This is a genomic window from Streptosporangium brasiliense, from assembly GCF_030811595.1.
GTDB classification, from domain to species: Bacteria; Actinomycetota; Actinomycetes; order Streptosporangiales; family Streptosporangiaceae; genus Streptosporangium; species Streptosporangium brasiliense.
Genome location: NZ_JAUSRB010000002.1, coordinates 665836 through 690732, shown reverse-complemented (window position 1 = coordinate 690732; position 24897 = coordinate 665836). Strand labels below are relative to the sequence as shown.

Annotated in this window: 25 protein-coding genes; all 25 read left to right on the top strand. The window is 66.8% G+C overall.

Features of this window, described 5'->3' with window-relative positions; translation table 11 throughout:
- The first annotated feature begins 21 nt into the window (after window positions 1–21).
- Complete coding sequence (gene rplK, locus J2S55_RS11550; protein ID WP_012887815.1) at window positions 22–453, top strand: 50S ribosomal protein L11; 432 nt, start codon at window positions 22–24, stop codon at window positions 451–453.
- 181 nt (window positions 454–634) lie between these two features.
- Window positions 635–1348: a 50S ribosomal protein L1 gene (gene rplA, locus J2S55_RS11545; protein ID WP_306859655.1), complete on the top strand. Its 714-nt coding sequence runs from the start codon at window positions 635–637 to the stop codon at window positions 1346–1348.
- Window positions 1349–1490: 142 nt separating this feature from the next.
- The gene (locus J2S55_RS11540) at window positions 1491–2324 is read left to right on the top strand and encodes an SCO4651 family lipoprotein (protein ID WP_306859653.1); all 834 of its coding nucleotides are present in this window, start codon (window positions 1491–1493) and stop codon (window positions 2322–2324) included.
- 284 nt (window positions 2325–2608) lie between these two features.
- A complete protein-coding gene (rplJ, locus tag J2S55_RS11535; protein ID WP_306859651.1) occupies window positions 2609–3133 on the top strand; it encodes a 50S ribosomal protein L10 in 525 nt (174 codons plus the stop codon).
- Window positions 3134–3217: 84 nt separating this feature from the next.
- Window positions 3218–3610, top strand: a complete 393-nt coding sequence (gene rplL, locus J2S55_RS11530) for a 50S ribosomal protein L7/L12 (RefSeq protein ID WP_306859649.1) — start codon at window positions 3218–3220, stop codon at window positions 3608–3610.
- 312 nt (window positions 3611–3922) lie between these two features.
- Window positions 3923–4924: an ABC transporter ATP-binding protein gene (locus J2S55_RS11525; protein WP_306859647.1), complete on the top strand. Its 1002-nt coding sequence runs from the start codon at window positions 3923–3925 to the stop codon at window positions 4922–4924.
- 294 nt (window positions 4925–5218) lie between these two features.
- Window positions 5219–5728, top strand: a complete 510-nt coding sequence (locus tag J2S55_RS11520; protein WP_306859645.1) for an Rv1363c family protein — start codon at window positions 5219–5221, stop codon at window positions 5726–5728.
- Entirely contained in the window at window positions 5725–6240 is a 516-nt protein-coding gene (locus tag J2S55_RS11515; protein WP_306859643.1) for an Rv1363c family protein, read from the top strand. Before J2S55_RS11520 ends, J2S55_RS11515 begins: the two co-directional genes overlap by 4 nt.
- Window positions 6241–6684: 444 nt before the next feature.
- Window positions 6685–10152, top strand: coding sequence for a DNA-directed RNA polymerase subunit beta (gene rpoB / locus J2S55_RS11510; RefSeq protein WP_306859641.1), 3468 nt, complete (start codon window positions 6685–6687; stop codon window positions 10150–10152).
- 26 nt (window positions 10153–10178) lie between these two features.
- The gene (locus J2S55_RS11505; RefSeq protein ID WP_306859639.1) at window positions 10179–14066 is read left to right on the top strand and encodes a DNA-directed RNA polymerase subunit beta'; all 3888 of its coding nucleotides are present in this window, start codon (window positions 10179–10181) and stop codon (window positions 14064–14066) included.
- Between the two features lie 578 nt (window positions 14067–14644).
- Entirely contained in the window at window positions 14645–15016 is a 372-nt protein-coding gene (rpsL, locus tag J2S55_RS11500) for a 30S ribosomal protein S12 (protein ID WP_012887826.1), read from the top strand.
- 2 nt (window positions 15017–15018) lie between these two features.
- Window positions 15019–15489, top strand: coding sequence for a 30S ribosomal protein S7 (rpsG, locus tag J2S55_RS11495; RefSeq protein ID WP_179819699.1), 471 nt, complete (start codon window positions 15019–15021; stop codon window positions 15487–15489).
- A gap of 87 nt (window positions 15490–15576) precedes the next feature.
- The gene (fusA, locus tag J2S55_RS11490; RefSeq protein ID WP_370879773.1) at window positions 15577–17625 is read left to right on the top strand and encodes an elongation factor G; all 2049 of its coding nucleotides are present in this window, start codon (window positions 15577–15579) and stop codon (window positions 17623–17625) included.
- 238 nt (window positions 17626–17863) lie between these two features.
- A complete protein-coding gene (gene tuf, locus J2S55_RS11485) occupies window positions 17864–19057 on the top strand; it encodes an elongation factor Tu (protein ID WP_306859633.1) in 1194 nt (397 codons plus the stop codon).
- 313 nt (window positions 19058–19370) lie between these two features.
- Window positions 19371–19679, top strand: coding sequence for a 30S ribosomal protein S10 (rpsJ, locus tag J2S55_RS11480; protein WP_012887830.1), 309 nt, complete (start codon window positions 19371–19373; stop codon window positions 19677–19679).
- Between the two features lie 14 nt (window positions 19680–19693).
- Entirely contained in the window at window positions 19694–20347 is a 654-nt protein-coding gene (gene rplC, locus J2S55_RS11475) for a 50S ribosomal protein L3 (RefSeq protein WP_306859623.1), read from the top strand.
- A complete protein-coding gene (gene rplD / locus J2S55_RS11470) occupies window positions 20344–20991 on the top strand; it encodes a 50S ribosomal protein L4 (protein ID WP_306859621.1) in 648 nt (215 codons plus the stop codon). Before rplC ends, rplD begins: the two co-directional genes overlap by 4 nt.
- Entirely contained in the window at window positions 20991–21293 is a 303-nt protein-coding gene (gene rplW / locus J2S55_RS11465) for a 50S ribosomal protein L23 (protein WP_012887833.1), read from the top strand. The genes rplD and rplW overlap by 1 nt, the downstream gene beginning before the upstream one ends.
- A gap of 93 nt (window positions 21294–21386) precedes the next feature.
- Window positions 21387–22223, top strand: a complete 837-nt coding sequence (gene rplB / locus J2S55_RS11460; RefSeq protein ID WP_306859619.1) for a 50S ribosomal protein L2 — start codon at window positions 21387–21389, stop codon at window positions 22221–22223.
- Between the two features lie 11 nt (window positions 22224–22234).
- Window positions 22235–22513: a 30S ribosomal protein S19 gene (rpsS, locus tag J2S55_RS11455; RefSeq protein WP_012887835.1), complete on the top strand. Its 279-nt coding sequence runs from the start codon at window positions 22235–22237 to the stop codon at window positions 22511–22513.
- 115 nt (window positions 22514–22628) lie between these two features.
- Window positions 22629–22982, top strand: coding sequence for a 50S ribosomal protein L22 (gene rplV, locus J2S55_RS11450; protein ID WP_012887836.1), 354 nt, complete (start codon window positions 22629–22631; stop codon window positions 22980–22982).
- Window positions 22982–23845 (top strand): 30S ribosomal protein S3, encoded by an 864-nt coding sequence (gene rpsC / locus J2S55_RS11445; RefSeq protein ID WP_306859618.1) that lies wholly within the window; start codon window positions 22982–22984, stop codon window positions 23843–23845. Before rplV ends, rpsC begins: the two co-directional genes overlap by 1 nt.
- Before the next feature lie 2 nt (window positions 23846–23847).
- Window positions 23848–24267, top strand: a complete 420-nt coding sequence (gene rplP, locus J2S55_RS11440; protein WP_184538242.1) for a 50S ribosomal protein L16 — start codon at window positions 23848–23850, stop codon at window positions 24265–24267.
- On the top strand, window positions 24267–24503 hold the full coding sequence (rpmC, locus tag J2S55_RS11435; RefSeq protein WP_012887839.1) for a 50S ribosomal protein L29: 237 nt from the start codon (window positions 24267–24269) through the stop codon (window positions 24501–24503). Before rplP ends, rpmC begins: the two co-directional genes overlap by 1 nt.
- Window positions 24496–24777, top strand: a complete 282-nt coding sequence (gene rpsQ, locus J2S55_RS11430; protein ID WP_306859615.1) for a 30S ribosomal protein S17 — start codon at window positions 24496–24498, stop codon at window positions 24775–24777. Before rpmC ends, rpsQ begins: the two co-directional genes overlap by 8 nt.
- The last annotated feature ends 120 nt before the right edge of the window (window positions 24778–24897 follow it).

Genomic DNA, 24897 nt, shown 5'->3' with positions numbered 1-24897 from the left:
GATTAGGACCCGGAGAGAACCATGCCTCCTAAGAAGAAGATTGCGGCACTGGTCAAGGTCCAGCTTCCCGCTGGCCAGGCCACGCCCGCTCCGCCGGTCGGTACCGCCCTCGGTCCGCACGGCGTCAACATCATGGACTTCGTGAAGCAGTACAACGCTGCCACCGAGGCCCAGCGCGGCAACATCATCCCCGTTGAGATCACCATCTTCGAGGACCGCACCTTCACCTTCGTCACGAAGACGCCCCCGGCGCCTGAGCTGATCAAGAAGGCCGCCGGTGTGGCGAAGGGCTCGCCCGTCCCGCAGAAGGACAAGGTCGGCAAGCTCACCAAGGAGCAGCTGCGCCAGATCGCCGAGACCAAGATGCAGGACCTCAACGCCAACGACATCGAGGCGGCCGAGAAGATCATCGCCGGCACCGCCCGGTCGATGGGCATCACGATCGCCGACTAGTCGGAGAGCGGCGAGCCGGGCCCGGCGGCGAGCACGCGGATGCGAGACATGATCCGCGTGACCGGCGGGGGTCCGACAGCGGACGCGGCAGTGAGCGCGTCCGGCACCACAACCTCGAAGTAAGTGGAGGGGTCAGGCGCTGGCCCGCACCACGAACACTCGGATCCACAGGAGTGATCAAGTGAAGCGCAGCAAGGCTTTCCGCAACGCGGCGGAGAAGATCGACAACGAGAGCCTCTACAGCCCGGCCGAGGCGGCCAAGCTGGCCAAGGAGACCTCGGTCACCAAGTTCGACGCCACCGTCGAGGTCGCCCTGCGACTCGGCGTCGACCCCCGCAAGGCGGACCAGATGGTGCGTGGCACCGTCAACCTCCCGCACGGCACCGGTAAGACCGCCCGGGTCCTGGTCTTCGCGACCGGTGACCGTGCCGAGGAGGCCCGCGCGGCGGGCGCCGACATCGTCGGTGCCGACGAGCTGATCGACGAGGTCGCCAAGGGCCGTCTCGACTTCGACGCCGTCGTCGCCACCCCGGACCTCATGGGCAAGGTCGGCCGCCTGGGCCGCGTGCTCGGTCCGCGTGGTCTGATGCCCAACCCCAAGACCGGCACGGTGACCCCGGCCGTCGGCAAGGCCGTCACCGACATCAAGGGCGGCAAGATCGAGTTCCGTGTCGACCGGCACGCGAACCTGCACTTCATCATCGGCAAGGTGTCGTTCGGTGAGCGTCAGCTCATCGAGAACTACGCCGCCGCCCTCGACGAGGTGCTGCGTCTCAAGCCGTCGGCGGCCAAGGGCCGTTACATCAAGAAGGTCTCCTTCTCCACGTCCATGGGCCCGGGCATCCCGGTCGACCCGAACGTGACGCGGGCGATGACCGCCGAGCTCGACGCCTGATACCAGACGTCCCCGTAAGAGGGCCTCAACCGAATGGCCATTCGGTTGAGGCCCTTCTTCGTTCTCCCGGAGGACGCGCGCCGCGCGCCTGCCACGTAGTGTCGTAGACACGTTGATCGGGGGATACGAAGGGGTGAGACGGATGCGCCGATTGGCTCCCGCACTGGCACTGGGAGCGGCCGCGTTGGTCGCGGTCACGGGATGTGGTGCGCAGGACGGCACCGCATCCCTGGGAAAGGTCAAGCTCGCCGCCGCCGAGGCGGTGCAGCAGAGCGCGCAGCGGGCCGGGGAGGTCACCTCCTACTCCGCGGACCTGGTGCTCGACGCCACCGGCGGGGACAAGGGTGCGAGCAAGGTCCAGGGCAGCCTGCTCTACCAGAGCAAGCCCGACCTGGCGACCGACATCAAGCTGGACACGATCACCTTCGGCGGGCAGAACGTGCCCGGTGGCGCGCGGGCGATCCTGTCCGGTGACACCGTTTACGTGAAGTCGGAGCTGATCAACAAGTTCGCGGGCGCGACCAAGCCGTGGATCAAGGTGTCGCTCGCCGAGCTCGACGCCCAGGAGCAGGCCGAGGTCAAGGACGTGATGGCCCAGGTCCAGCAGTTCGACCTGGCGGGCACCGTCAAGTTGCTGACGGCGTCGAAGGACGTCAAGGCGGTCGGCACCGAGACGGTCGGCGGGGTGGAGACGACCCACTACAGCGGCACCTTCCCGGTGGCGGAGGCCGCGCAGCTGGTCGACCCGGCCGAGCGTGAGCAGCTCCAGGAGGAGCTCTCGCGGGTCAAGGACGTCAAGTTCGACCTGTGGTCCGACGCCGAGAACCTGCCCCGCAAGGTGACGCTGAGCGGCTCCGAGCAGGGTGCCACGTTCAACCTGGCGGCCTCCTTCAGGGGCTTCAACGAGCCCGTGCAGATCGCCGCGCCGCCCGCCGACCAGGTGGGCGACCTCCCGGACGGCCCTGCCGGAAACTGATCTCCGGCCACGGCCCGCGTCCCCGGCCCGGACGGCCGGGGACGCGGGCCGTCCGGGCCGATTTGGCATGCGGCCCGGCAGGCCGTATGCTGTCAACGCCGAAGACCGCCGGTCGTCGTCGGGCCTCATGGCCTGATGACCCAAGGATCCACGTCTGTGGACGGCCCGCGTAGGTGTGATGTGAGTTTCCATTTGGTCTGATCCTTATGTGAGCCCCGTGCGCCTGCGCCGGGGCTTGTCTGTGTTCATGGGCCTTTGCCGGCGGCACATCTGGAAGGAGGCCCATGGCGAAGGCGGAAAAGGCAACGGCTGTAGCCGAGCTCAAGAGCAGCTTCGAAGGCTCTAGCGCTGCCGTTCTGACCGAGTACCGCGGTCTCACCGTCGCTCAGCTCAAGCAGCTGCGCGTCTCTCTCGGTGAGAATGCGAAGTTCGCCGTGGTGAAGAACACGCTGACCAAGATCGCGGCCAACGAGGCCGGGATCAACCAGCTCGACGACCTGCTCGCGGGTCCGTCGGCGATCGCGTTCGTCAACGGCGACGTGGTCGAGGCTGCCAAGAGTCTGCGTGACTTCGCCAAGGCCAATCCCCTCCTGGTCATCAAGGGTGGTGTCGTCGACGGCAAGTCGATGACCCCGGCCGAGATCAGCAAGCTTGCCGACCTTGAGTCGCGCGAGGTCCTCCTCGCGAAGCTGGCCGGTGCTCTGAAGGCGAAGCAGGGCCACGCGGCCGCCGTCTTCAACGCGCTGCCCACCAACATGGCTCAGCTGGCCGAGGCTCTGCGCGCCAAGCGCGAAGAGGCCGGCGAGTAGGTCCGCGCAAGCGGTCGTAGGGGATTAGCGCATACATACCGCGGTCCCAATTCTTAGTTGTTAGATCCATACGGAGGAACCACCATGGCGAAGCTCAGCACCGACGAGCTGCTCGACGCTTTCAAGGAGATGACCCTCCTTGAGCTGTCCGACTTCGTGAAGCTCTTCGAGGACACCTTCGACGTCAAGGCCGCCGCTCCGGTCGCCGTCGCCGCCGCCCCGGGTGTCGGTGGCGTTGCCGCCGCCGAGGAGGTCGAGGAGCAGGACGAGTTCGACGTCGTCCTCGAGGCCGCCGGTGACAAGAAGATCCAGGTCATCAAGGAGATCCGCGCTCTGACGAGCCTGGGCCTCAAGGAGGCCAAGGACCTCGTGGACGGCGCCCCCAAGCCCGTCTTCGACGGCAAGGTCAACAAGGAGCAGGCGGAGAAGGCCAAGGCCGCCCTCGAGGCCGCCGGCGCGACGGTCACCGTCAAGTAATTCGGCTTCACCGGAGAGAGCGGGTCCACCAGGTGCCGGTGGCCCGCTCTTTCTGTGTCCGCACGGGCGTGTCCCCTCCGGGGGGACACGCCCGTGCGTCGTCTCCACGGGCATGCTCGCGCGCCCGGCCGGCCGCCGCCGGTCACACGACTACTGTTGGACTCCGCGTCTCATAACCGTGCCGTAACGATCACGGGAACTTATTGGACCCTCTTCCAATCCGGGCGATCGTGGCTACGGTTGTGTCATCCGTAGGTGATTCCCCGTCAAGCCGCCGACCGGTCACGATCGGTGGCCTCCGGAGGGTGGCACGTGGGCGTCGAAGTCGTGGTCGAGGGCCTGACCAAGTCGTTTGGCAGGCAGGTCATCTGGGAGGACGTCACGCTGACCCTCCCCGCCGGAGAGATCTCGGTGCTGCTCGGCCCCTCGGGCACGGGCAAGTCCGTCTTCCTGAAGACCCTGGTCGGTCTCCTGAGGCCCGAACGCGGCCACATCTGGATCGACGGCCACGACCTGGCCAACTGCAGCGAGAACAAGCTCTACGAGCTCCGGAGGTTGTTCGGCGTCCTGTTCCAGGACGGAGCCCTGTTCGGCTCGCTCAACCTCTACGACAACATCGCCTTCCCGCTGCGCGAGCACACCAGGAGGAGCGAGGGTGAGATCCGCCGCATCGTGATGGAGAAGATGGACCTCGTCGGCCTGCTCGGCGCGGAGGCGAAACTCCCCGGCGAGATCTCCGGCGGCATGCGCAAGCGGGCCGGCCTGGCCCGGGCGCTCGTCCTCGACCCGGAGATCATCTTGGTCGACGAGCCCGACTCCGGCCTGGATCCGGTCCGCACGGCCTATCTGAACCAGCTCTTCGTCGATCTCAACGCGGAGACCGAGGCGACGTTCCTCATCGTCACCCACGACATCAACACCGCGCGCACGGTGCCCGACGACATCGGCCTGCTGTTCCGGCGGGAGCTGGTCATGTTCGGGCCGCGCGAGATGCTGCTCTCCAGTGACGAGCCCGTCGTGCGGCAGTTCCTCAACGCCCGCCGTCACGGGCCGATCGGCATGTCCGAGGAGAAGGACGTCTCCGAGCTGGAGGCGGAGGCACAGATGGGGCACGACCCGGGCGGCCTGCCGCCGATCCCGCCGCAGCTCATGCCCAGCGCTGGCCGGATCCGGCGCACCCAGCGCCCGCCCGGCTCCTGGCTGGCGGCCAACGGCGTCATCCCGCCGCCGAACTCGTTCGTGGACGAGCGGGGCCGCAACTGGCTGGAGGAGTATCCCCGGCTCGTCGCGGCCCACGTCAACAGCGTGAGGTGACCCCGCCCCCGTGACAGGGCTCCTCCCGGCTCGTACGGCGGAGCCCTTCGGCCCCGCCCCGCGAGGTCCTCCCGGCGCGTACGGCGGAGCCCTTCGGCCCCGCCCCGCGGGGGTTCTCCCGGTCCGTACGGCGGGCTCCGGGACCGGTGGAGCCGGAAACGGCTCCGGAAAGCCTCCTGTGGGTGATCCGCGCGGCGGGTTATGATCCGGCGACCGGGGGCTTACCGGTCTGGACGGCCGGCGCTGGGCGGTCGCCGGCCGGCGTTCCGGAGACCGTGCGACGGGAGACAACGCATGGCGGTGAAAGCTGCTCGGCCTCCTCGCCCGCTGAGGATCGCCGGACCGGCGCTGGGCGTGCTGATCGCGGTGCTGCTGGCCGCCGCCTTCTGGATCGGCGGGGACCTGCGTCAGGCCCAGGCGACCGCCGACGACCGCGAAGCGGCGGTCCAGGCGGCGGGGGCGCACGCGGTCGATCTGCTCTCGGTCAGCCATCCGAGCGTCGACGCGGACATCAAACGCATCCTCGACACCTCCACGGGGCCGGCCAAGGCGGAGTACGCCAGGAACCTCGCGGCGCTCAAGGAGACCACGCTCAAGGACAAGGTCGTCCAGACGGGCGCGCTGCGCGCCTGCGGCCTTGTCTCGCTGCGGGGGGACAGGGCCCAGGTGATGGCGGTGGGCGATGCGCTGATCCGCCGGGAGGGGAGCAAGGACGCGCCGCAGGAGCGGTTCTACCGGTGGAACATGGAAGTGACCAAGGTCGGAGGCGTCTGGCTCGTGTCGAAGGCGGAGTTGGTCCTGTGACGCGCCTGTCCCTGCTGGTGACGGGGGTGCTGACCGCGGTGGCGTTCGCGCTCGCGGCCGCCGTCTGGGTCATGTCCGCCGACCTCGGCCGGCTGCGCGAGGAGGAGGCCGACGGGCGCGAGGCGCTGGCGGCGGCGCGCCTGGTCGCCTCGGACATGTTGTCGTACGACTATCGTACGATCGAACAAGATTTCGCACGGGCCGGAGGTTACACCACCGGAGCCCTCACCGAGCACTACAAGAAGCTTGCCACGACCCTGGTGCCGCTGGCGAAACGGGAGCACATGGTGCAGCAGGTGACGGTGGCGGGGGCGGCGGTCGAGTCGGCCCGTTCCGGCCGGGTCGAGGTGCTGCTGTTCATGAACACCGGCACCGTGAAGACCCTCGCGGGGGAGAAGGAGCCGCGGCGCCAGGTCAGCCAGAACCGGGCCCGGCTGGTCATGGTCAGGAAGGATTCGCGCTGGCTGGTGGCGGAGCTGTCCACGCTGCTCGGAGACCCTCCGCCGGGCTAGTGGGCGTGGCGGGTTACTCAATTGTTAGTAAAAACCATGTTTGGCCCTGGCAAGCCCCCGGGTACATCACCCATGGCAGTGTCGATCGTCAGCCGCTCCTCGGCTAGCGTTCGAACCGGCGTGTGACTGAGCGTTAGCCACACCAGGTCGCGGGTATCGTCTTGGATCCGGTGGTGTGCGCAGGTCACGTGGGGGGAAAACTCCCAGCGTCACGGCTGCTTCCCGGCCGAAATGTCGGGTCGCGGGCTTGACGTTTCGGCGCTGACGGGCGATGCTGCGACCAACGTGGAGCATGCAGCAAGACTGAAGTGGACAGGTGTATGCCGTTCGGCTACACTGCCCCTTTGCGCTGCCCTTTGACGACCCGCTTCTTTTGGTGCTCTGATGCATGGTCGTCTGGCGTGCGTGTAGTCAGTCCGCCGCGAGCCCTCGGAAGGACATCTGTTGGCAGCCTCGCGCAACGCCTCCGCCGTACCCGCTGGTCCCCGTCGTGTGTCTTTCGCACGAATTCAGGAGCCGCTCGAAGTTCCTGATCTTCTCGCTCTCCAGACCGAGTCCTTCGACTGGTTGCTCGGCAACGAGAAGTGGAAGGGGCGGGTCGAGGCGGCTCGCCAGGCCGGGCGCAAGGACGTTCCGGCCCAGTCGGGTCTCGAAGAGATCTTCGAAGAGATCAGTCCCATCGAGGACTTCTCCGGAACCATGTCCCTGTCGTTCCGCGATCACCGATTCGAGCCGCCCAAGTACTCAGTCGATGAGTGCAAAGACAAGGACATGACCTACTCCGCCCCGATGTTCGTCACGGCGGAGTTCATCAATAACACCACTGGTGAGATCAAGAGCCAGACCGTGTTCATGGGCGACTTCCCGCTCATGACCGGCAAGGGCACTTTCATCATCAACGGCACCGAGCGTGTCGTGGTCTCCCAGCTGGTCCGGTCCCCGGGCGTCTACTTCGACCGCAGCGTCGACAAGACCTCCGACAAGGACCTCTACGGCTGCAAGGTCATCCCGTCCCGGGGGGCCTGGCTCGAGTTCGAGATCGACAAGCGTGACAGTGTCGGCGTCCGTATCGACCGCAAGCGCAAGCAGGCCGTCACGGTGCTGCTGAAGGCGCTGGGGTGGACCAACGAGCAGATCCTCGAGCGGTTCGGCCAGTACGAGTCGATGCGGGCCACCCTGGAGAAGGACCACACGGCCGGCCAGGACGACGCCCTGCTCGACATCTACCGCAAGCTGCGGCCCGGCGAGCCGCCGACCAAGGAGTCGGCGCAGACGCTGCTGGAGAATCTGTATTTCAACCACAAGCGTTACGACCTGGCCAAGGTCGGCCGTTACAAGATCAACAAGAAGCTGGGTGTCGACAGCGACATCACGCAGGGGACGCTGACCGAAGAGGACATCGTCGCCACCATCGAATACATCGTCAAGCTCCACGCGGGCGAGACATCGATGGCCGGCGCCAACGGTGAGACCGTCGTCGAGACCGACGACATCGACCACTTCGGCAACCGCCGCCTGCGCACCGTCGGCGAGCTCATCCAGAACCAGGTCCGCCTGGGCCTGGCCCGCATGGAGCGCGTCGTGCGCGAGCGGATGACCACCCAGGACGTCGAGGCGATCACGCCGCAGACCCTGATCAACATCCGCCCGGTCGTCGCCTCCATCAAGGAGTTCTTCGGCACCTCCCAGCTGTCGCAGTTCATGGACCAGACCAACCCGCTGGCCGGCCTGACGCACAAGCGGCGTCTGTCCGCGCTGGGTCCCGGTGGTCTGTCCCGTGAGCGGGCCGGCTTCGAGGTCCGTGACGTGCACCCGTCCCACTACGGCCGGATGTGCCCGATCGAGACGCCGGAAGGCCCGAACATCGGCCTGATCGGCTCGCTGGCCTCCTTCGGCCGGGTCAACTCCTTCGGCTTCGTCGAGACGCCCTACCGCAAGGTCGTCGACGGCCGGGTCACCGAGCAGGTCGAATACCTCACCGCGGACGAGGAGGACCGTCACGTCATCGCCCAGGCGAACACGCCGGTCGCCTCCGATGGCACGTTCCTCGAGGACCGCGTTCTCGTCCGCCGTAAGGGCGGGGAGTTCGAGTCCGTGCGGGCCAGTGAGGTCGGCTACATGGACGTGTCGGCGCGCCAGATGGTGTCCGTCGCGACCGCGATGATCCCGTTCCTGGAGCACGACGACGCCAACCGGGCGCTCATGGGCTCCAACATGCAGCGCCAGTCGGTGCCGCTGCTCAAGAGCGAGTCGCCGCTGGTGGGCACCGGCATGGAATACCGTGCCGCGACCGACGCCGGTGACGTCATCACCGCCGACAAGGCGGGCGTGGTCGAGGAGGTCTCGGCCGACTACGTCACGGTGATGAACGACGACGGCACCCGCACCACCTACCGGGTGGCGAAGTTCAAGCGCTCCAACCAGGGCACCTGCTTCAACCAGAAGCCGATCGTCAAGGAAGGCGACCGGATCGAGGTCAACCAGGTCGTCGCCGACGGTCCGTGCACCGACAACGGCGAGATGGCGCTGGGCAAGAACCTGCTGGTGGCGTTCATGCCGTGGGAGGGTCACAACTACGAAGACGCGATCATCCTGTCCCAGCGGCTGGTCCAGGACGACGTGCTGTCCTCGATCCACATCGAGGAGCACGAGGTCGACGCCCGCGACACCAAGCTGGGCCCCGAGGAGATCACCCGGGACATCCCGAACGTCTCCGAGGAGGTGCTGGCCGACCTCGACGAGCGCGGCATCATCCGGATCGGCGCCGAGGTCGTCCCCGGCGACATCCTGGTCGGCAAGGTCACGCCCAAGGGCGAGACCGAGCTGACGCCCGAGGAGCGGCTGCTGCGCGCGATCTTCGGTGAGAAGGCCCGCGAGGTCCGTGACACCTCCCTGAAGGTGCCGCACGGCGAGCAGGGCAAGGTCATCGGGGTGCGGGTGTTCAGCCGTGAGGAGGGCGACGAGCTGCCGCCGGGGGTCAACGAGCTGGTCCGCGTCTACGTGGCGCAGAAGCGTAAGATCACCGACGGTGACAAGCTGGCCGGCCGGCACGGCAACAAGGGTGTCATCTCCAAGATCCTCCCGGTCGAGGACATGCCGTTCCTGGAGGACGGCACGCCGGTCGACATCATCCTCAACCCGCTGGGCGTGCCCGGCCGGATGAACGTCGGCCAGGTGCTGGAGACCCATCTGGGGTGGATCGCCGCCCGCGGCTGGGACATCACCGGCATCCAGGAGGCCTGGGCCGAGCGGCTGCGCGACAAGGGCTTCGCCGAGGTCGACCCGCGCACCAACATGGCCACCCCGGTCTTCGACGGCGCCAACGAGGAAGAGATCGTCGGGCTGCTCGACAACACCCTGGTCAACAGGGACGGCGGGCGCATGGTCGGCGCGAACGGAAAGGCCCAGCTGTTCGACGGCCGTTCCGGCGAGCCGTTCCCGCACCCGATCTCGGTCGGTTACATCTACATCCTGAAGCTGCTCCACCTGGTCGACGACAAGATCCACGCGCGGTCGACCGGTCCGTACTCCATGATCACCCAGCAGCCGCTGGGTGGTAAGGCGCAGTTCGGCGGGCAGCGTTTCGGTGAGATGGAGGTGTGGGCGCTGGAGGCCTACGGCGCCGCCTACGCCCTGCAGGAGCTGCTGACGATCAAGTCCGACGACGTCCTGGGCCGGGTGAAGGTCTACGAGGCCATCGTCAAGGGCGAGAACATCCCCGAGCCCGGCATTCCGGAGTCGTTCAAGGTCCTCATCAAGGAAATGCAGTCGCTGTGCCTGAACGTCGAGGTGCTCTCCAGCGACGGCATGTCCATCGAGATGCGTGACACCGACGAGGACGTCTTCCGCGCCGCGGAAGAGCTCGGCATCGACCTGTCCCGGCGTGAGCCGAGCAGCGTCGAAGAGGTCTGATCTAGAAGCTGAGGAGGGGAATACAAGTGCTGGACGTCAACTTCTTCGACGAACTTCGGATCGGCCTCGCGACGGCTGACGATATCCGCCAGTGGTCGCACGGCGAAGTGAAGAAGCCCGAGACCATCAACTACCGGACCCTCAAGCCCGAGAAGGACGGACTCTTCTGCGAGAAGATCTTCGGTCCGACCCGGGACTGGGAGTGCTACTGCGGTAAGTACAAGCGTGTCCGCTTCAAGGGCATCATCTGTGAGCGCTGTGGCGTCGAGGTGACCCGCGCCAAGGTGCGCCGTGAGCGGATGGGCCACATCGAGCTGGCCGCGCCCGTCACGCACATCTGGTACTTCAAGGGCGTCCCGTCCCGTCTGGGATACCTGCTCGACCTGGCCCCGAAGGACCTTGAGAAGGTCATCTACTTCGCGGCCTACATGATCACGCATGTCGACAAGGAAATGCGTGAGCGTGACCTGCCCTCGCTCGAGGCGAAGATCTCCGTCGAGCGGCAGCACATCGAGCAGCGCCGTGACGCCGACATCGAGGCCCGGCAGAAGAAGCTCGAGACCGACCTGGCCGAGCTGGAGGCCGCCGGCGCCAAGGGCGACCAGCGCCGCAAGGTCCGTGAGGGCGCCGAGCGCGAGATGCGCCAGCTCCGCGACCGGACCCAGCGCGAGCTGGACCGTCTGGACGAGGTCTGGAGCCGCTTCAAGAACCTCAAGGTCCAGGACCTTGAGGGCGACGAGCTGCTCTACCGCGAGATGCGCGACCGCTTCGGCCGCTACTTCCGCGGCGGCATGGGCGCCCAGGCCATCCAGGAGCGGCTGACCAACTTCGACCTCGACCTCGAGGCCGAGAACCTGCGCGAGACGATCCGCAGCGGCAAGGGCCAGAAGAAGGCCCGCGCGCTCAAGCGTCTCAAGGTCGTGTCGGCGTTCCTGAACACCCGCAACTCGCCCAACGGCATGGTCCTCGACTGCATCCCGGTCATCCCGCCGGACCTGCGCCCGATGGTGCAGCTCGACGGTGGCCGGTTCGCGACCTCGGACCTGAACGACCTCTACCGCCGTGTGATCAACCGGAACAACCGCCTCAAGCGTCTTCTCGACCTCGGCGCGCCCGAGATCATCGTGAACAACGAGAAGCGGATGCTCCAGGAGGCCGTCGACGCGCTGTTCGACAACGGCCGTCGCGGCCGCCCGGTCACCGGCCCCGGCAACCGCCCGCTGAAGTCCCTCAGCGACATGCTGAAGGGCAAGCAGGGCCGGTTCCGCCAGAACCTGCTGGGCAAGCGAGTCGACTACTCCGGCCGTTCGGTCATCGTCGTCGGCCCGCAGCTGAAGCTGCACCAGTGCGGCCTGCCCAAGCAGATGGCGCTGGAGCTGTTCAAGCCGTTCGTGATGAAGCGTCTGGTCGATCTCAACCACGCGCAGAACATCAAGTCGGCCAAGCGGATGGTCGAGCGTGCCCGCCCGGTCGTGTGGGATGTCCTCGAAGAGGTCATCACCGAGCACCCGGTGCTGCTCAACCGTGCGCCCACCCTGCACCGCCTGGGCATCCAGGCCTTCGAGCCGCAGCTGGTCGAGGGCAAGGCCATCCAGATCCACCCGCTCGTCTGCACCGCGTTCAACGCGGACTTCGACGGTGACCAGATGGCCGTGCACCTGCCGCTGTCGGCCGAGGCGCAGGCCGAGGCCCGCATCCTGATGCTGTCCACCAACAACATCCTGAAGCCGGCCGACGGCAAGCCGGTGACCATGCCCACCCAGGACATGATCATCGGTCTCTACTCGCTGACCACGATCAAGGACGACGACGACGAGGCCCCCGGTCACGGCCGGGTCTTCGGCTCGGTGTCCGAGGCTCTCATGGCCTACGACCGGCGCGAGCTGGACATCCAGGCCAAGATCCAGATCCGGTTGAAGGGAGAGGTCCCGCCGCCCCGCGGCTGGACGGCCCCCGAGGGCTGGGAGCCGGGCGACAGCTACCGCCTGGAGACCACGCTCGGCCGCTGCCTGTTCAACCAGACGCTGCCGGCGAACTACCCGTACGTGAACTCCCAGGTCGGCAAGAAGCAGCTGTCGGCGATCGTCAACGAGCTGGCCGAGAAGTACCCCAAGGTCGAGGTCGCGACGGCGCTGGACGCCCTCAAGGACGCCGGTTTCTACTGGGCGACCCGGGCCGGTGTGACGATCTCCATCGAGGACGTCATCTCGCCGCCCAACAAGGGCACGATCATGGAGACGTACGAGCGCAGGGCCGACAAGGTCCAGCGGGAGTACGAGCGCGGCCTGATCACCGACGAGGAGCGCCGTCAGGAGCTCATCGAGATCTGGACGCACGCGACCAGCGACGTGACCGACGACATGCAGAAGGCGTTCCCGAAGACCAACCCGGTCTGGATGATGGTCCAGTCGGGCGCCCGAGGAAACCTGATGCAGGTCCGGCAGATCTCCGGCATCCGTGGTCTGGTGTCCAACACCAAGGGTGAGACGATCCCGCGTCCGATCAAGGCCTCGTTCCGTGAGGGCCTGTCGGTGCTGGAATACTTCATCTCCACCCACGGACAGCGGAAGGGTCTGGCCGACACCGCGCTGCGGACCGCCGACTCGGGTTACCTGACCCGTCGTCTGGTGGACGTCGCGCAGGACGTCATCGTCCGCGAGATCGACTGCGGCACCGACCGCGCGGTCCCGCTGCACGTCGGCGAGCGCGACGCCCAGGGCAACCTGGTCAAGGCGGAGAACGCCGAGAGCAACGTGCACGGCCGCATCCTGGCCGAGGACGTCGAGGTGGACGGCAAGGTCATCGCGTCCGCGGGGGTCGACATCAACGACACCCACGTCACCGCGCTGGTCGAGGCCGGGGTGGAGACCGTCAGGACCCGCAGCGCTCTCGTCTGCGAGGCCAAGATCGGTGTCTGCGCCACCTGCTACGGCCGTTCGCTCGCGACCGGCAAGCTCGTGGACGTCGGCGAGGCGGTCGGCATCATCGCCGCCCAGTCGATCGGTGAGCCCGGCACCCAGCTGACGATGCGTACCTTCCACACCGGTGGTGTGGCGGGTGCGGACATCACCCACGGTCTGCCCCGTGTCCAGGAGCTCTTCGAGGCGCGCGTCCCCAAGGGTGTCGCCCCGATCAGCGAGGCCGAGGGCCGGGTCCGCGTCGACGAGACCGACAAGACCCGCAAGATCGTGATCGTCCCGGACGACGGTTCGGACGAGGTCGCCTACCCGGTGTCCATGCGCTCGCGCATGCTGGTCTCCGACGGGCAGCGGGTCACGGTCGGCCAGCAGCTGATCGCCGGTGCCGTCAACCCCAACGAGGTGCTGCGCATCCTCGGCCCCCGGGCCGTGCAGCTCCACCTGGTGGCCGAGGTCCAGCAGGTCTACCGCTCGCAGGGTGTGTCGATCCACGACAAGCACATCGAGATCATCGTCCGGCAGATGCTCAAGCGCGTGAACGTGCTCGAGTCGGGTGACGCCGACATGCTCCCCGGTGAGCTGGTCGAGCGGCCGCGCTTCGAGCGGATCAACCGCGAGTGCGTGGCCGAGGGCGGCACGCCGGCCTCGGGACGTCCGGTGCTGATGGGCATCACCAAGGCCTCGCTCGCCACCGAGTCCTGGCTGTCGGCGGCGTCCTTCCAGGAGACGACCCGGGTGCTCACCGACGCGGCGATCCACGCCAAGTCGGACTCGCTGCTCGGTCTCAAGGAGAACGTCATCATCGGAAAGCTCATCCCGGCCGGTACCGGCATGCCCCAGTACCGCAACATCCGGGTCGAGCCCACCGAGGAGGCCAAGGCCGCGATGTACACGGTCGGCGGCTACGACGGCTCCGCCGCGGACTACACCTTCGGGTCCGGTTCCGGCGAGGCCGTGCCGCTGGAGGAGTACGACTTCGGTCAGTACAACCGCTGAGTGATCGCAGACGGCGCCCGGTCCCCGGAGGGGGCCGGGCGCCGTCGTCCGTCCGGACCGTATCCGTCCGGACCTCGTCCGTCCGGGACCCGGCCGTCGACGGCCCGTGCCGCCGGACGGGCCGGCGCGGACCTTTCTTGACCGGAATGTTGCGGTGAAAGCCGTGCCTTGATGGAGAGAACGGTCGGACAAGCCCCCCGCTGCCGGTAAACTCATTACGGACCCAGCAGCGGTCGGTCGGAAACCGATCGCGGGAGTCACGACACGGACGCGGGCGCTCACAGCGGCGCTCGATAGGCGTAACCGTTTTGACGTGTTGCGCTGGACTAGGTAGTCTTTCCGTTCGTGCCCGTGGCTTCATGGGCTCTCATGCGTGCGCGTCGACAGGTTTCCCACGGGGAGTCGGCAGAGGCGCCGTATGGCCTCCTCCACTGGCCTGGCTGGGGATGTGGCGCGATAGATGCGCGACACGCCCGAGCGCGTGGGTCGGAGTGGATGGAAAATTCGCAGGTCATGACACCGGCAGCGCCTGCAAAAGCACAACATTCGAATCACCGGCAAGCACGAACGGAGACGCGGTGCCCACGATTCAGCAGCTGGTCCGCAAGGGCCGCCAGGACAAGGTCACCAAGACCAAGACCCCGGCGCTCAAGGCCAGCCCCCAGCGACGCGGCACCTGCATGCGCGTTTACACCACGACCCCCAAGAAGCCGAACTCCGCCCTCCGCAAGGTCGCGCGTGTCCGGCTCACCAACGGCATCGAGGTCACGGCCTACATCCCGGGTGTCGGCCACAACCTCCAGGAGCACTCCATCGTGCTCGTCCGTGGTGGTCGTGTGAAGGACCTGCCGGGTGTCCGCTACAAGATCATCCGTGGCTCGCTCGACACCCAGGGTGTCCGCAACCGCAAGCAGGCCCGTAGCCGTTACGGCGCGAAGAAGGAGAAGTAAGAATGCCTCGCAAGGGTTCTCCTGGTCGTCGTCAGCTCATGGCCGACCCGGTTCACAACTCGCCGCTGGTCACCGCGCTCATCAACAAGGTGCTCCTGGATGGCAAGCGCTCCATCGCGCAGTCCATCGTCTACGGCGCCCTTGAGGGTGCCCGGGAGAAGACCGGCAACGACCCGGTCGTCACCCTGAAGCGTGCGCTGGACAACGTCAAGCCCACCCTTGAGGTCCGCAGCCGCCGTGTCGGTGGCGCGACCTACCAGGTCCCGGTCGAGGTGCGCGCCGCGCGCAGCACCACCCTGGCCCTGCGCTGGCTGGTGCAGTACTCCCGGGCCCGCCGCGAGAAGACCATGACCGAGCGCCTCATGAACGAGCTGCTCGACGCCAGCAACGGCCTTGGCGCTTCCGTCAAGAAGCGCGAGGACACCCACAAGATGGCCGAGTCCAACAAGGCCTTCGCCCACTACCGCTGGTAACAGCGGGTTCGACGAGACGACGAGGACGCGAGAGAAGTGGCCACCACGACCGCTCTTGACCTGGCCAAGGTCCGCAACATCGGGATCATGGCCCACATCGACGCGGGCAAGACCACGACGACTGAGCGCATCCTGTTCTACACCGGTATCAACTACAAGATCGGTGAAGTCCACGAGGGCGCAGCCACGATGGACTGGATGGAGCAGGAGCAGGAGCGTGGTATCACCATCACCTCCGCCGCTACCACCTGTGAATGGCTCGATCACACGATCAACATCATCGACACGCCGGGCCACGTGGACTTCACGATCGAGGTGGAGCGCTCGCTCCGTGTCCTCGACGGTGCCGTCGCCGTGTTCGACGGCGTGGCCGGTGTCGAGCCGCAGTCCGAGACGGTCTGGCGTCAGGCCGACCGTTACGGCGTGCCCCGCATCTGCTTCGTCAACAAGATGGACCGCGTCGGCGCGGAGTTCCACCGCTGCGTCGACATGATGATCAGCCGCCTGAACGCGACCCCCGCCGTCATCCAGCTTCCCTGGGGCGTCGAGGCCGACTTCAAGGGCGTCATCGACCTGGTCAAGATGAAGGGCCTGCTCTGGAGCGCCGAGGCGGCCAAGGGCGAGATGTACGAGACCGTCGACATCCCGGCCGAGCACGCCGAGGCGGCCCGTGAGTGGCGCGACAAGCTCGTCGAGACCGTCGCCGAGAACGACGACGAGCTGATGGAGCTCTTCCTCGAGGGCGTCGAGCCCACCGAGGAGCAGCTGGTCGCGGCCCTGCGCCGCGCCACGCTGTCCGGCTCCGTCAACCCGGTCCTGACCGGCACCGCGTTCAAGAACAAGGGCGTGCAGCCCCTGCTCGACGCGATCGTCGCCTACCTCCCCGCACCGATCGACATCCCGGCCTTCAAGGGCCACGCGGTCGGTAACGAGGAGGAGGTCGTCGAGCGTCACGCGGACGTCAACGAGCCGTTCTCCGCGCTGGCCTTCAAGATCATGAGCGACCAGCACCTGGGCCGTCTCACCTACATCCGCATCTACTCGGGCACGCTCGAGACCGGCACCGCCGTGACCAACTCGGTGAAGGGCCGCAAGGAGCGGATCGGCAAGATCTACCAGATGCACGCCAACAAGCGCGAGGAGCGCCCGTCGGCTCACGCTGGTCAGATCGTCGCCGTCATGGGCCTGAAGGACACCACCACCGGTGACACCCTGGCCGACCCGGCTCACCCCGTGGTCCTGGAGTCGATGAACTTCCCGGCGCCGGTCATCAACGTCGCCATCGAGCCCAAGACCAAGGGCGACCAGGAGAAGCTGGGCGTCGCGATCCAGCGTCTGGCCGAGGAGGACCCGTCCTTCCAGGTCCGCCGTGACGAGGAGACCGGGCAGACGGTCATCTGGGGTATGGGCGAGCTCCACCTGGAGATCCTCGTCGACCGGATGCGCCGCGAGTTCAAGGTCGAGGCCAACATCGGCCGTCCGCAGGTGGCCTACCGGGAGACCATCCGCCGCAAGGTGGAGAAGGTCGACTACGTCCACAAGAAGCAGACCGGTGGTTCCGGCCAGTTCGCCAAGGTCATCATCGACATCGAGCCGCTGGGCGAAGGCAACGACGGCTACGAGTTCGAGAACAAGGTCTCCGGTGGCCGCATCCCGCGGGAATACATCCCGTCGGTCGACGCGGGCGCCCAGGAGGCCGCCGAGTTCGGTGTTCTCGCCGGCTACCCCATGGTCGGGGTCAAGGTCACCCTGCAGGACGGTGCCTACCACGAGGTGGACTCGTCCGAAATGGCCTTCAAGATCGCTGGCTCGATGGCCTTCAAGGAGGCCGCGCGCAAGGCGGACGCAGTAATCCTGGAGCCGATGATGGCCGTCGAGGTCACCACGCCCGAGGACTACATGGGTGACGTCATCGGTGACCTCAACGGTCGCCGCGGGCAGATCCAGTCGATGGACGAGCGCTCCGGCGCCCGTATCGTCAGGGCGCTCGTGCCGCTCTCTGAGATGTTCGGCTACGTGGGTGACCTCCGTAGCAAGACGCAGGGACGCGCGAGCTACAGCATGCAGTTCGACTCCTATGCGGAAGTGCCTGCGCACATCGCCAAGGAGATCGTCGCGAAGGTGCGGGGCGAGTAAGTCCGGCATCCGTTCCGGGTGCGGGAGGCGAGGAGATCGTCACCCCGCCACCGGAGGGGTGCGGGGCGAGTGAGTCCGGCATCCGTTCCCGGTGACGGGGAGGTGGGAGACCACCCCCCTGCCACCGAGAAGGTGCGGGGCGAGTAGTTTCTCGTCGGCCGGTCCTGAGAGGGACCGGCCTCCCCAAGCCCGAGTACGAAGACGCAAGTCAAGTCAGAATCTCTAAGGAGACAGAGCAGTGGCCAAGGCCAAGTTCGAGCGGACCAAGCCGCACGTAAACATCGGCACCATTGGACACATCGACCACGGCAAGACCACTCTGACCGCGGCGATCACCAAGGTGCTCCACGAGCGTTACCCGAACCTCAACGAGGCGACCCCGTTCGACAAGATCGACAAGGCGCCCGAGGAGAAGGCTCGTGGTATCACGATCTCCATCGCGCACGTCGAGTACCAGACCGAGCAGCGCCACTACGCTCACGTGGACTGCCCCGGTCACGCCGACTACGTGAAGAACATGATCACCGGTGCGGCTCAGATGGACGGCGCGATCCTCGTGGTCGCCGCCACCGACGGCCCGATGCCGCAGACGAAGGAGCACGTCCTCCTGGCCCGCCAGGTCGGCGTCCCCTACATCGTTGTCGCCCTGAACAAGGCCGACATGGTGGACGACGAGGAGATCCTGGAGCTCGTCGAGCTCGAGGTCCGTGAGCTTCTCTCGGCTCAGGAGTTCCCCGGCGACGACCTGCCCGTCATCCGCGTCTCGGCGCTGAAGGCGCTTGAGGGCGACGAGAAGTGGGGCGACAGCATCATCGAGCTCATGACCGCTGTGGACGAGAACGTCCCGCAGCCGGCCCGTGAGACCGACAAGCCGTTCCTCATGCCGATCGAGGACGTCTTCTCGATCACCGGTCGTGGCACCGTCGTCACCGGCCGTATCGAGCGTGGCATCGTCAAGGTCAACGAGACCGTCGACATCATCGGCATCAAGGACACCAAGACCACGACCACGGTCACCGGTGTCGAGATGTTCCGCAAGCTCCTCGACGAGGGCCAGGCGGGCGACAACGTCGGTCTGCTCCTGCGCGGCATCAAGCGCGAGGACGTCGAGCGCGGCCAGTGCATCATCAAGCCGGGCACGACCACCCCGCACACCGAGTTCGAGGCTCAGGTCTACATCCTGTCCAAGGACGAGGGCGGCCGCCACACGCCGTTCTTCAACAACTACCGTCCGCAGTTCTACTTCCGTACGACTGACGTGACCGGTGTTGTGAACCTGCCCGAGGGCACCGAGATGGTCATGCCCGGTGACAACACCGAGATGTCCGTCCAGCTCATCCAGCCCATCGCGATGGAGGACGGTCTCAAGTTCGCCATCCGTGAGGGTGGCCGCACCGTCGGTGCGGGTCGTGTGACCAAGATCATCAAGTAGTACCATCGCGGAGTGGCGGCCGGCCCTCGTATCAGGGTCCGGCCGCCGCACCACGAGGAGGTTCACGCCGTACGGCATGCGCCTCCTCGGAACCCCCACGAACCGTGATCTCGCAGTTGGTTCGGCCACGGAGTGACCGAAGTAACTGCCAGATCACGGAAGAAAGCGCAGACCCACAGTGTCTGCTACGTGGGGCTGGGAGAGAGAGCCGAACGGTGACCCGCGGGTCACGTGGCGAGGCCGACTCGACCTCACAGCGGCAACAGGCCGCACGTAACTTTTTCAGACGACAGCGAAGGACACCGAGGCCATTATGGCGGGACAGAAGATCCGCATCCGGCTCAAGGCCTATGACCACGAGGTCATCGACAGCTCGGCCAAGAAGATCGTCGAGACGGTCACGAGGACTGGCGCTAAGGTCGCGGGCCCGGTGCCGCTGCCGACCGAGAAGAACGTGTACTGCGTCATCCGCTCGCCGCACAAGTACAAGGACAGCCGCGAGCACTTTGAGATGCGCACGCACAAGCGGCTGATTGACATCATCGACCCGACGCCGAAGACGGTCGACTCGCTCATGCGACTCGACCTCCCCGCCGGCGTTGACATCTCGATCAAGCTCTGAGGGAACGCACTGACATGGCTAAGCAGATCAAGGGCGTCCTGGGCAAGAAGCTCGGCATGACCCAGGTCTTCGACGCGGACAACCGGATGGTCCCGGTGACCGTCGTCGAGGCCGGTCCGTGCGTCGTGACCCGCGTCCGCACCCCCGAGAAGGACGGCTACTCCGCCGTGCAGCTCGGCTTCGGGCAGGTCGACCCGCGGAAGGTCAACAAGCCGCTCGGCGACTACCTGCGCAAGCACGACATCACCCCGCGCCGTTACTTCGCGGAGATCCGTACCGACGACGCGAGCGACTACACCCTGGGCCAGGAGCTCCTCGCCGACACCTTCGAGGCCGGCCAGTTCGTCGACGTGACGGGCAAGAGCAAGGGCAAGGGCTTCGCCGGTGTCATGAAGCGCCACGGCTTCAAGGGTCTGAGCGCCTCGCACGGTACCCAGCGCAAGCACCGTTCGCCGGGTTCCATCGGTGGCTGCGCCACCCCGGGCCGCGTCTTCAAGGGCCTGCGCATGGCCGGTCGGATGGGTAACGTCCGCACCACCATCCAGAGCCTCAAGGTCCACGCCGTGGACGCCGAGAAGGGCCTCATCCTGATCAAGGGTGCGATCCCCGGCGCCAACGGCAGCCTGGTTCTCGTCCGCACCGCTGCCAAGAAGGGGGCTGCCAAGTGAGCACCATTGACGTCCTCGACGTGAGCGGGGCGAAGACCGGCACCGTCGACCTGCCTGGTGACATCTTCGGCGCCAAGGTCAACATCCCGCTGATCCACCAGGTCGTCGTGGCCCAGCTCGCCGCTCGCCGGCAGGGCACCCACAAGGCCAAGACCCGCGGTGAGGTCAGCGGCGGCGGCAAGAAGCCGTACCGCCAGAAGGGCACCGGCCGCGCCCGTCAGGGTTCGACCCGCGCCCCGCAGTTCGCCGGCGGTGGCACCGTCCACGGCCCGCTTCCCCGGGACTACTCCCAGAAGACCCCCAAGAAGATGAAGGCCGCCGCGCTGCGCGGCGCCCTCTCCGACAGGGCAGCCGGTGGCCGCGTTCACGTGGTCAGCGCGCTGATCGAGGGTGAGACCCCGAAGACCAAGGCGGCTCTCGAGTCGCTGCGGAAGATCACGCAGACCCGTAGCGTCCTGGTCGTCGTCGACGAGGGCGACGAGCTCACCTGGCTGAGCCTGCGCAACGCTCCCGAGGTCCACCTGCTGGACGCCGGGCAGCTGAACACCTACGACGTGCTCTGCTACGACGACGTCGTTTTCACTCAGGAAGCGTACGACCAGGTCGTCGCGCGTCTGAGCAAGAGCGGGAAGGAAGACGCCTGATGGAGAAGATCGCCGACCCGCGCGACATCATCATCAAGCCGGTTGTCTCCGAGAAGAGCTACGGCCTGATCGACGAGCACAACAAGTACACGTTCCTGGTGCGGAAGACGGCCAACAAGACGCAGGTCAAGATCGCCATTGAGCAGATCTTCGGCGTCAAGGTGGCCAGCGTCAACACCATCAACCGCCAGGGCAAGCGCAAGCGGACCAGGGCCGGCTACGGCCAGCGCCCCAGCACCAAGCGCGCGATCGTGAGCCTGGCTGAGGGCGACCGGATCGACATCTTCGGTCAGGTCGGCTGAAACCGCTCGCTTAGTAAGTAACGGGGTGAACGCCCCTCGCCGGGAGGCGGGGGGCATTCGCCCGGATTAACCGACGAAGGATGAACGAAAAAGATGGGCATCCGTAAACTCAAGCCGACGACCCCGGGTCGCCGCGGCGCCAGCGTCTCGGACTTTTCCGAGATCACGCGCAGCACGCCCGAGAAGTCGCTGCTTGCGCCCCTGCACAGCAAGGGCGGCCGTAACGTCCACGGCCGAGTCACCACCCGCCACCAGGGTGGCGGTCACAAGCGTGCTTACCGGATCATCGACTTCCGGCGCCACGACAAGGACGGGATCCCGGCGAAGGTCGCTCACATCGAGTACGACCCGAACCGCACGTCCCGCATCGCTCTGCTGCACTACGCCGACGGGGAGAAGCGCTACATCCTCTGCCCGACCGGCCTCAAGCAGGGCGACCTGATTGAGAACGGCCCCACGGCCGACATCAAGCCGGGTAACTGCCTCCCGCTGCGCAACATCCCGACCGGTACCTTCATCCACGCGGTGGAGCTCCGTCCGGGTGGCGGCGCCAAGCTGGGCCGGTCCGCCGGTGCGCAGATCCAGCTTCTCGCCAAGGAGGGCCAGTACGCCACGCTGCGTATGCCCTCCGGCGAAATGCGCCAGGTCGACGTCCGCTGCCGGGCCTCCATCGGCCAGGTCGGCAACGCCGAGCAGGCCAACATCAACTGGGGTAAGGCCGGCCGTATGCGGTGGAAGGGCAAGCGCCCCACCGTCCGCGGTGTCGCGATGAACCCGGTCGACCACCCGCACGGTGGTGGTGAGGGTAAGACCTCCGGTGGTCGTCACCCCGTCAACCCCAAGGGCAAGCCCGAGGGACGTACTCGTGCGGCGAACAAGGCCAGCGACCGGCTGATCATCCGTCGTCGGACTAAGCGGAAGAAGCGGTAGGAGCAGCCAAAATGCCACGTAGCCTTAAGAAGGGTCCCTTCGTGGACGACCACCTTCAGAAGAAGGTGGATGTCCAGAACGAGAAGGGCACCAAGAACGTCATCAAGACGTGGTCGCGGCGCTCCATGATCGTGCCCGACATGCTCGGTCACACGATCGCCGTTCACGACGGCCGCAAGCACGTCCCGGTGTTCGTCACCGAGTCGATGATCGGTCACAAGCTCGGCGAGTTCGCTCCGACGCGGACGTTCCGCAGCCACGTCAAGGAAGACCGCCGCAGCCGGCGGTAAGCGCCTTAGGGCCAGGAGGTCGAGCCGGGAACGGTCGACGGGCGGAAGCCAGGTCGATCGTTGCGAGGCGAGACGGACTCGGCCCATACGAAGCAGAAGGTAAGAGGAGTAAGCGATGGAAGCCAGGGCTCAGGTGCGGTTCGCGCGCCACACGCCCATGAAGGCCCGCCGTGTGGTGGACCTCATTCGCGGGCTGCCCGCTTCGGAGGCGCAGGCCGTGCTGCAGTTCGCTCCCCAGTCGGCGAGCGAGACCGTGTACAAGGTGCTGTCCAGCGCCATTGCGAACGCGGAGCACAACTTCAAGCTCGACCGCGACACGCTCTTCGTGAGCCGTGCCTGGGTCGACGAGGGCCCGACGCTGAAGCGGTTCCGTCCCCGCGCTCAGGGTCGTGCCTATCGGATCAACAAGCGGACGAGCCACATCACCGTGATCGTGGAGTCCCGCGAGCCGAAGGGGAGGACCCGCTAGTGGGTCAGAAGGTTAACCCGCACGGGTTCCGCCTCGGCGTCACGACCGACTTCAAGAGCCGGTGGTATGCCGACAAGCTCTACAAGTCGTACGTCGCCGAGGACGTGGCGATCCGCCGCATGCTCAAGAAGGGCATGGAGCGGGCCGGCATCTCCAAGGTGGAGATCGAGCGGACCACCGACCGGGTTCAGGTCGACATTCACACCGCCCGTCCGGGCATCGTCATCGGCCGCCGCGGCGCCGAGGCGGACCGGATCCGTGGCGACCTCGAGAAGCTGACCAAGAAGCAGGTCCAGCTGAACATCCTCGAGGTCAAGAACCCCGAGATCGACGCCCAGCTCGTCGCTCAGGGTGTGGCCGAGCAGCTGTCCAGCCGTGTCTCGTTCCGTCGGGCCATGCGCAAGGCGATGCAGTCGGCCATGAAGAGCGGCGCCAAGGGCATCCGGGTGCAGTGCTCCGGCCGTCTGGGCGGCGCTGAGATGTCCCGTTCGGAGTTCTACCGCGAGGGCCGCGTGCCCCTGCACACCCTCCGTGCGGACATCGACTACGGCCTCTACGAGGCCCGTACCACCTTCGGCCGCATCGGCGTGAAGGTGTGGATCTACAAGGGTGAGGCTCCGACCAGCCGCGCCGAGCGTGAGGCGGCTGCCGCCGGTGCTCGTGCGGGCCAGCGTCGGGACCGCGACGACCGTCGCGGCGGCGGCGCCGGTGGCGACCGTCCCCGTCGTGGCGGCGGCGCCGGTGGCGACCGTCCCCGTCGCGGTGGCGCCGCCCGTGGCGACCGCGCACCCAGGACCGAGGCGGCCTCGCAGGCTGCCCCCGAGACCGGCCCGGCTGCGCAGCCGGGTGCTGAAGGGAGCTGACCATGCTGATCCCGCGCAGGGTCAAGCACCGCAAGCAGCACCGGCCCGACCGTCACGGCGCCGCCAAGGGCGGCACCAGGGTCGTGTTCGGCGAGTTCGGCATTCAGGCGCTTGAGCACTCCTACGTGACCAACCGCCAGATCGAGTCGGCTCGTATCGCCATGACCCGTCACATCAAGCGTGGCGGCAAGGTCTGGATCAACATCTACCCGGACCGTCCCCTCACGAAGAAGCCGGCCGAGACCCGCATGGGTTCCGGTAAGGGTTCGCCGGAGTGGTGGATCGCCAACGTCAAGCCCGGCCGCATCATGTTCGAGCTGTCGGGCGTCGCCGAGCCGGTGGCTCGCGAAGCCCTGCGTCGTGCGATGCACAAGCTCCCGATGAAGTGCCGGTTCGTTAAGCGTGAAGTGGGTGAGGCGTGATGGCTAAGGGCCTGACCGCCGGTGAGCTGCGGGTGGAGGACCAGGACACCCTGGTCCAGAAGCTGAAGGAAGCCAAGGAGGAGCTGTTCAACCTCCGCTTCCAGGCCGCGACCGGCCAGTTGGAGAGCCACGGGCGGCTGCGCGCCGTCCGCCGCGAGATCGCCCGTATCTACACCGTGATGCGCGAGCGGGAGCTCGGCATTGTTACGGTTGAGAAGGAGTCGATCGATGGCTGAGACAGCTGAGAGCACGAGCACGACGCGGAACTACCGCAAGACCCGTGAGGGTCTGGTCGTCAGCGACAAGATGGACAAGACTGTTGTCGTCGCTGTCGAGGACCGCGTCAAGCACCCCTTGTACGGCAAGGTCATCCGTCGGACGACCAAGTACAAGGCGCACGACGAGGCCAACGCCTGCGGCGTCGGCGACCGCGTCCTCCTGATGGAGACCCGGCCGCTGTCGGCCAGCAAGCGCTGGCGGGTCATCGAGATCCTCGAGAAGGCCAAGTAAGGAACGCGCCTCGTGGGGGGTGACCCTGTCACCCCCCATGCTGGTGTCCAAGGGGGCGGAGTTGATCTCCGTCCCGCCTGCGGCGGCGGCCCTCGGGAGAGCGAGCCGGGCCTGGCACGG

Bases quoted from the DNA above. Each gene is read 5' to 3' on its own strand.
- rplJ (WP_306859651.1), top strand. From the start codon at position 2,609: ATGGCGAAGGCGGAAAAGGCAACGGCTGTAGCCGAGCTCAAGAGCAGC.
- rpsS (WP_012887835.1), top strand. From the start codon at position 22,235: ATGCCACGTAGCCTTAAGAAGGGTCCCTTCGTGGACGACCACCTTCAG.
- J2S55_RS11540 (WP_306859653.1), top strand. From the start codon at position 1,491: ATGCGCCGATTGGCTCCCGCACTGGCACTGGGAGCGGCCGCGTTGGTC.
- rpsG (WP_179819699.1), top strand. From the start codon at position 15,019: ATGCCTCGCAAGGGTTCTCCTGGTCGTCGTCAGCTCATGGCCGACCCG.
- rplL (WP_306859649.1), top strand. From the start codon at position 3,218: ATGGCGAAGCTCAGCACCGACGAGCTGCTCGACGCTTTCAAGGAGATG.
- rpmC (WP_012887839.1), top strand. From the start codon at position 24,267: ATGGCTAAGGGCCTGACCGCCGGTGAGCTGCGGGTGGAGGACCAGGAC.
- fusA (WP_370879773.1), top strand. From the start codon at position 15,577: ATGGCCCACATCGACGCGGGCAAGACCACGACGACTGAGCGCATCCTG.
- rplP (WP_184538242.1), top strand. From the start codon at position 23,848: ATGCTGATCCCGCGCAGGGTCAAGCACCGCAAGCAGCACCGGCCCGAC.
- rplK (WP_012887815.1), top strand. From the start codon at position 22: ATGCCTCCTAAGAAGAAGATTGCGGCACTGGTCAAGGTCCAGCTTCCC.
- rplV (WP_012887836.1), top strand. From the start codon at position 22,629: ATGGAAGCCAGGGCTCAGGTGCGGTTCGCGCGCCACACGCCCATGAAG.
- rplB (WP_306859619.1), top strand. From the start codon at position 21,387: ATGGGCATCCGTAAACTCAAGCCGACGACCCCGGGTCGCCGCGGCGCC.
- rpsJ (WP_012887830.1), top strand. From the start codon at position 19,371: ATGGCGGGACAGAAGATCCGCATCCGGCTCAAGGCCTATGACCACGAG.
- J2S55_RS11520 (WP_306859645.1), top strand. From the start codon at position 5,219: ATGGCGGTGAAAGCTGCTCGGCCTCCTCGCCCGCTGAGGATCGCCGGA.
- rplW (WP_012887833.1), top strand. From the start codon at position 20,991: ATGGAGAAGATCGCCGACCCGCGCGACATCATCATCAAGCCGGTTGTC.
- rplC (WP_306859623.1), top strand. From the start codon at position 19,694: ATGGCTAAGCAGATCAAGGGCGTCCTGGGCAAGAAGCTCGGCATGACC.
- rpsQ (WP_306859615.1), top strand. From the start codon at position 24,496: ATGGCTGAGACAGCTGAGAGCACGAGCACGACGCGGAACTACCGCAAG.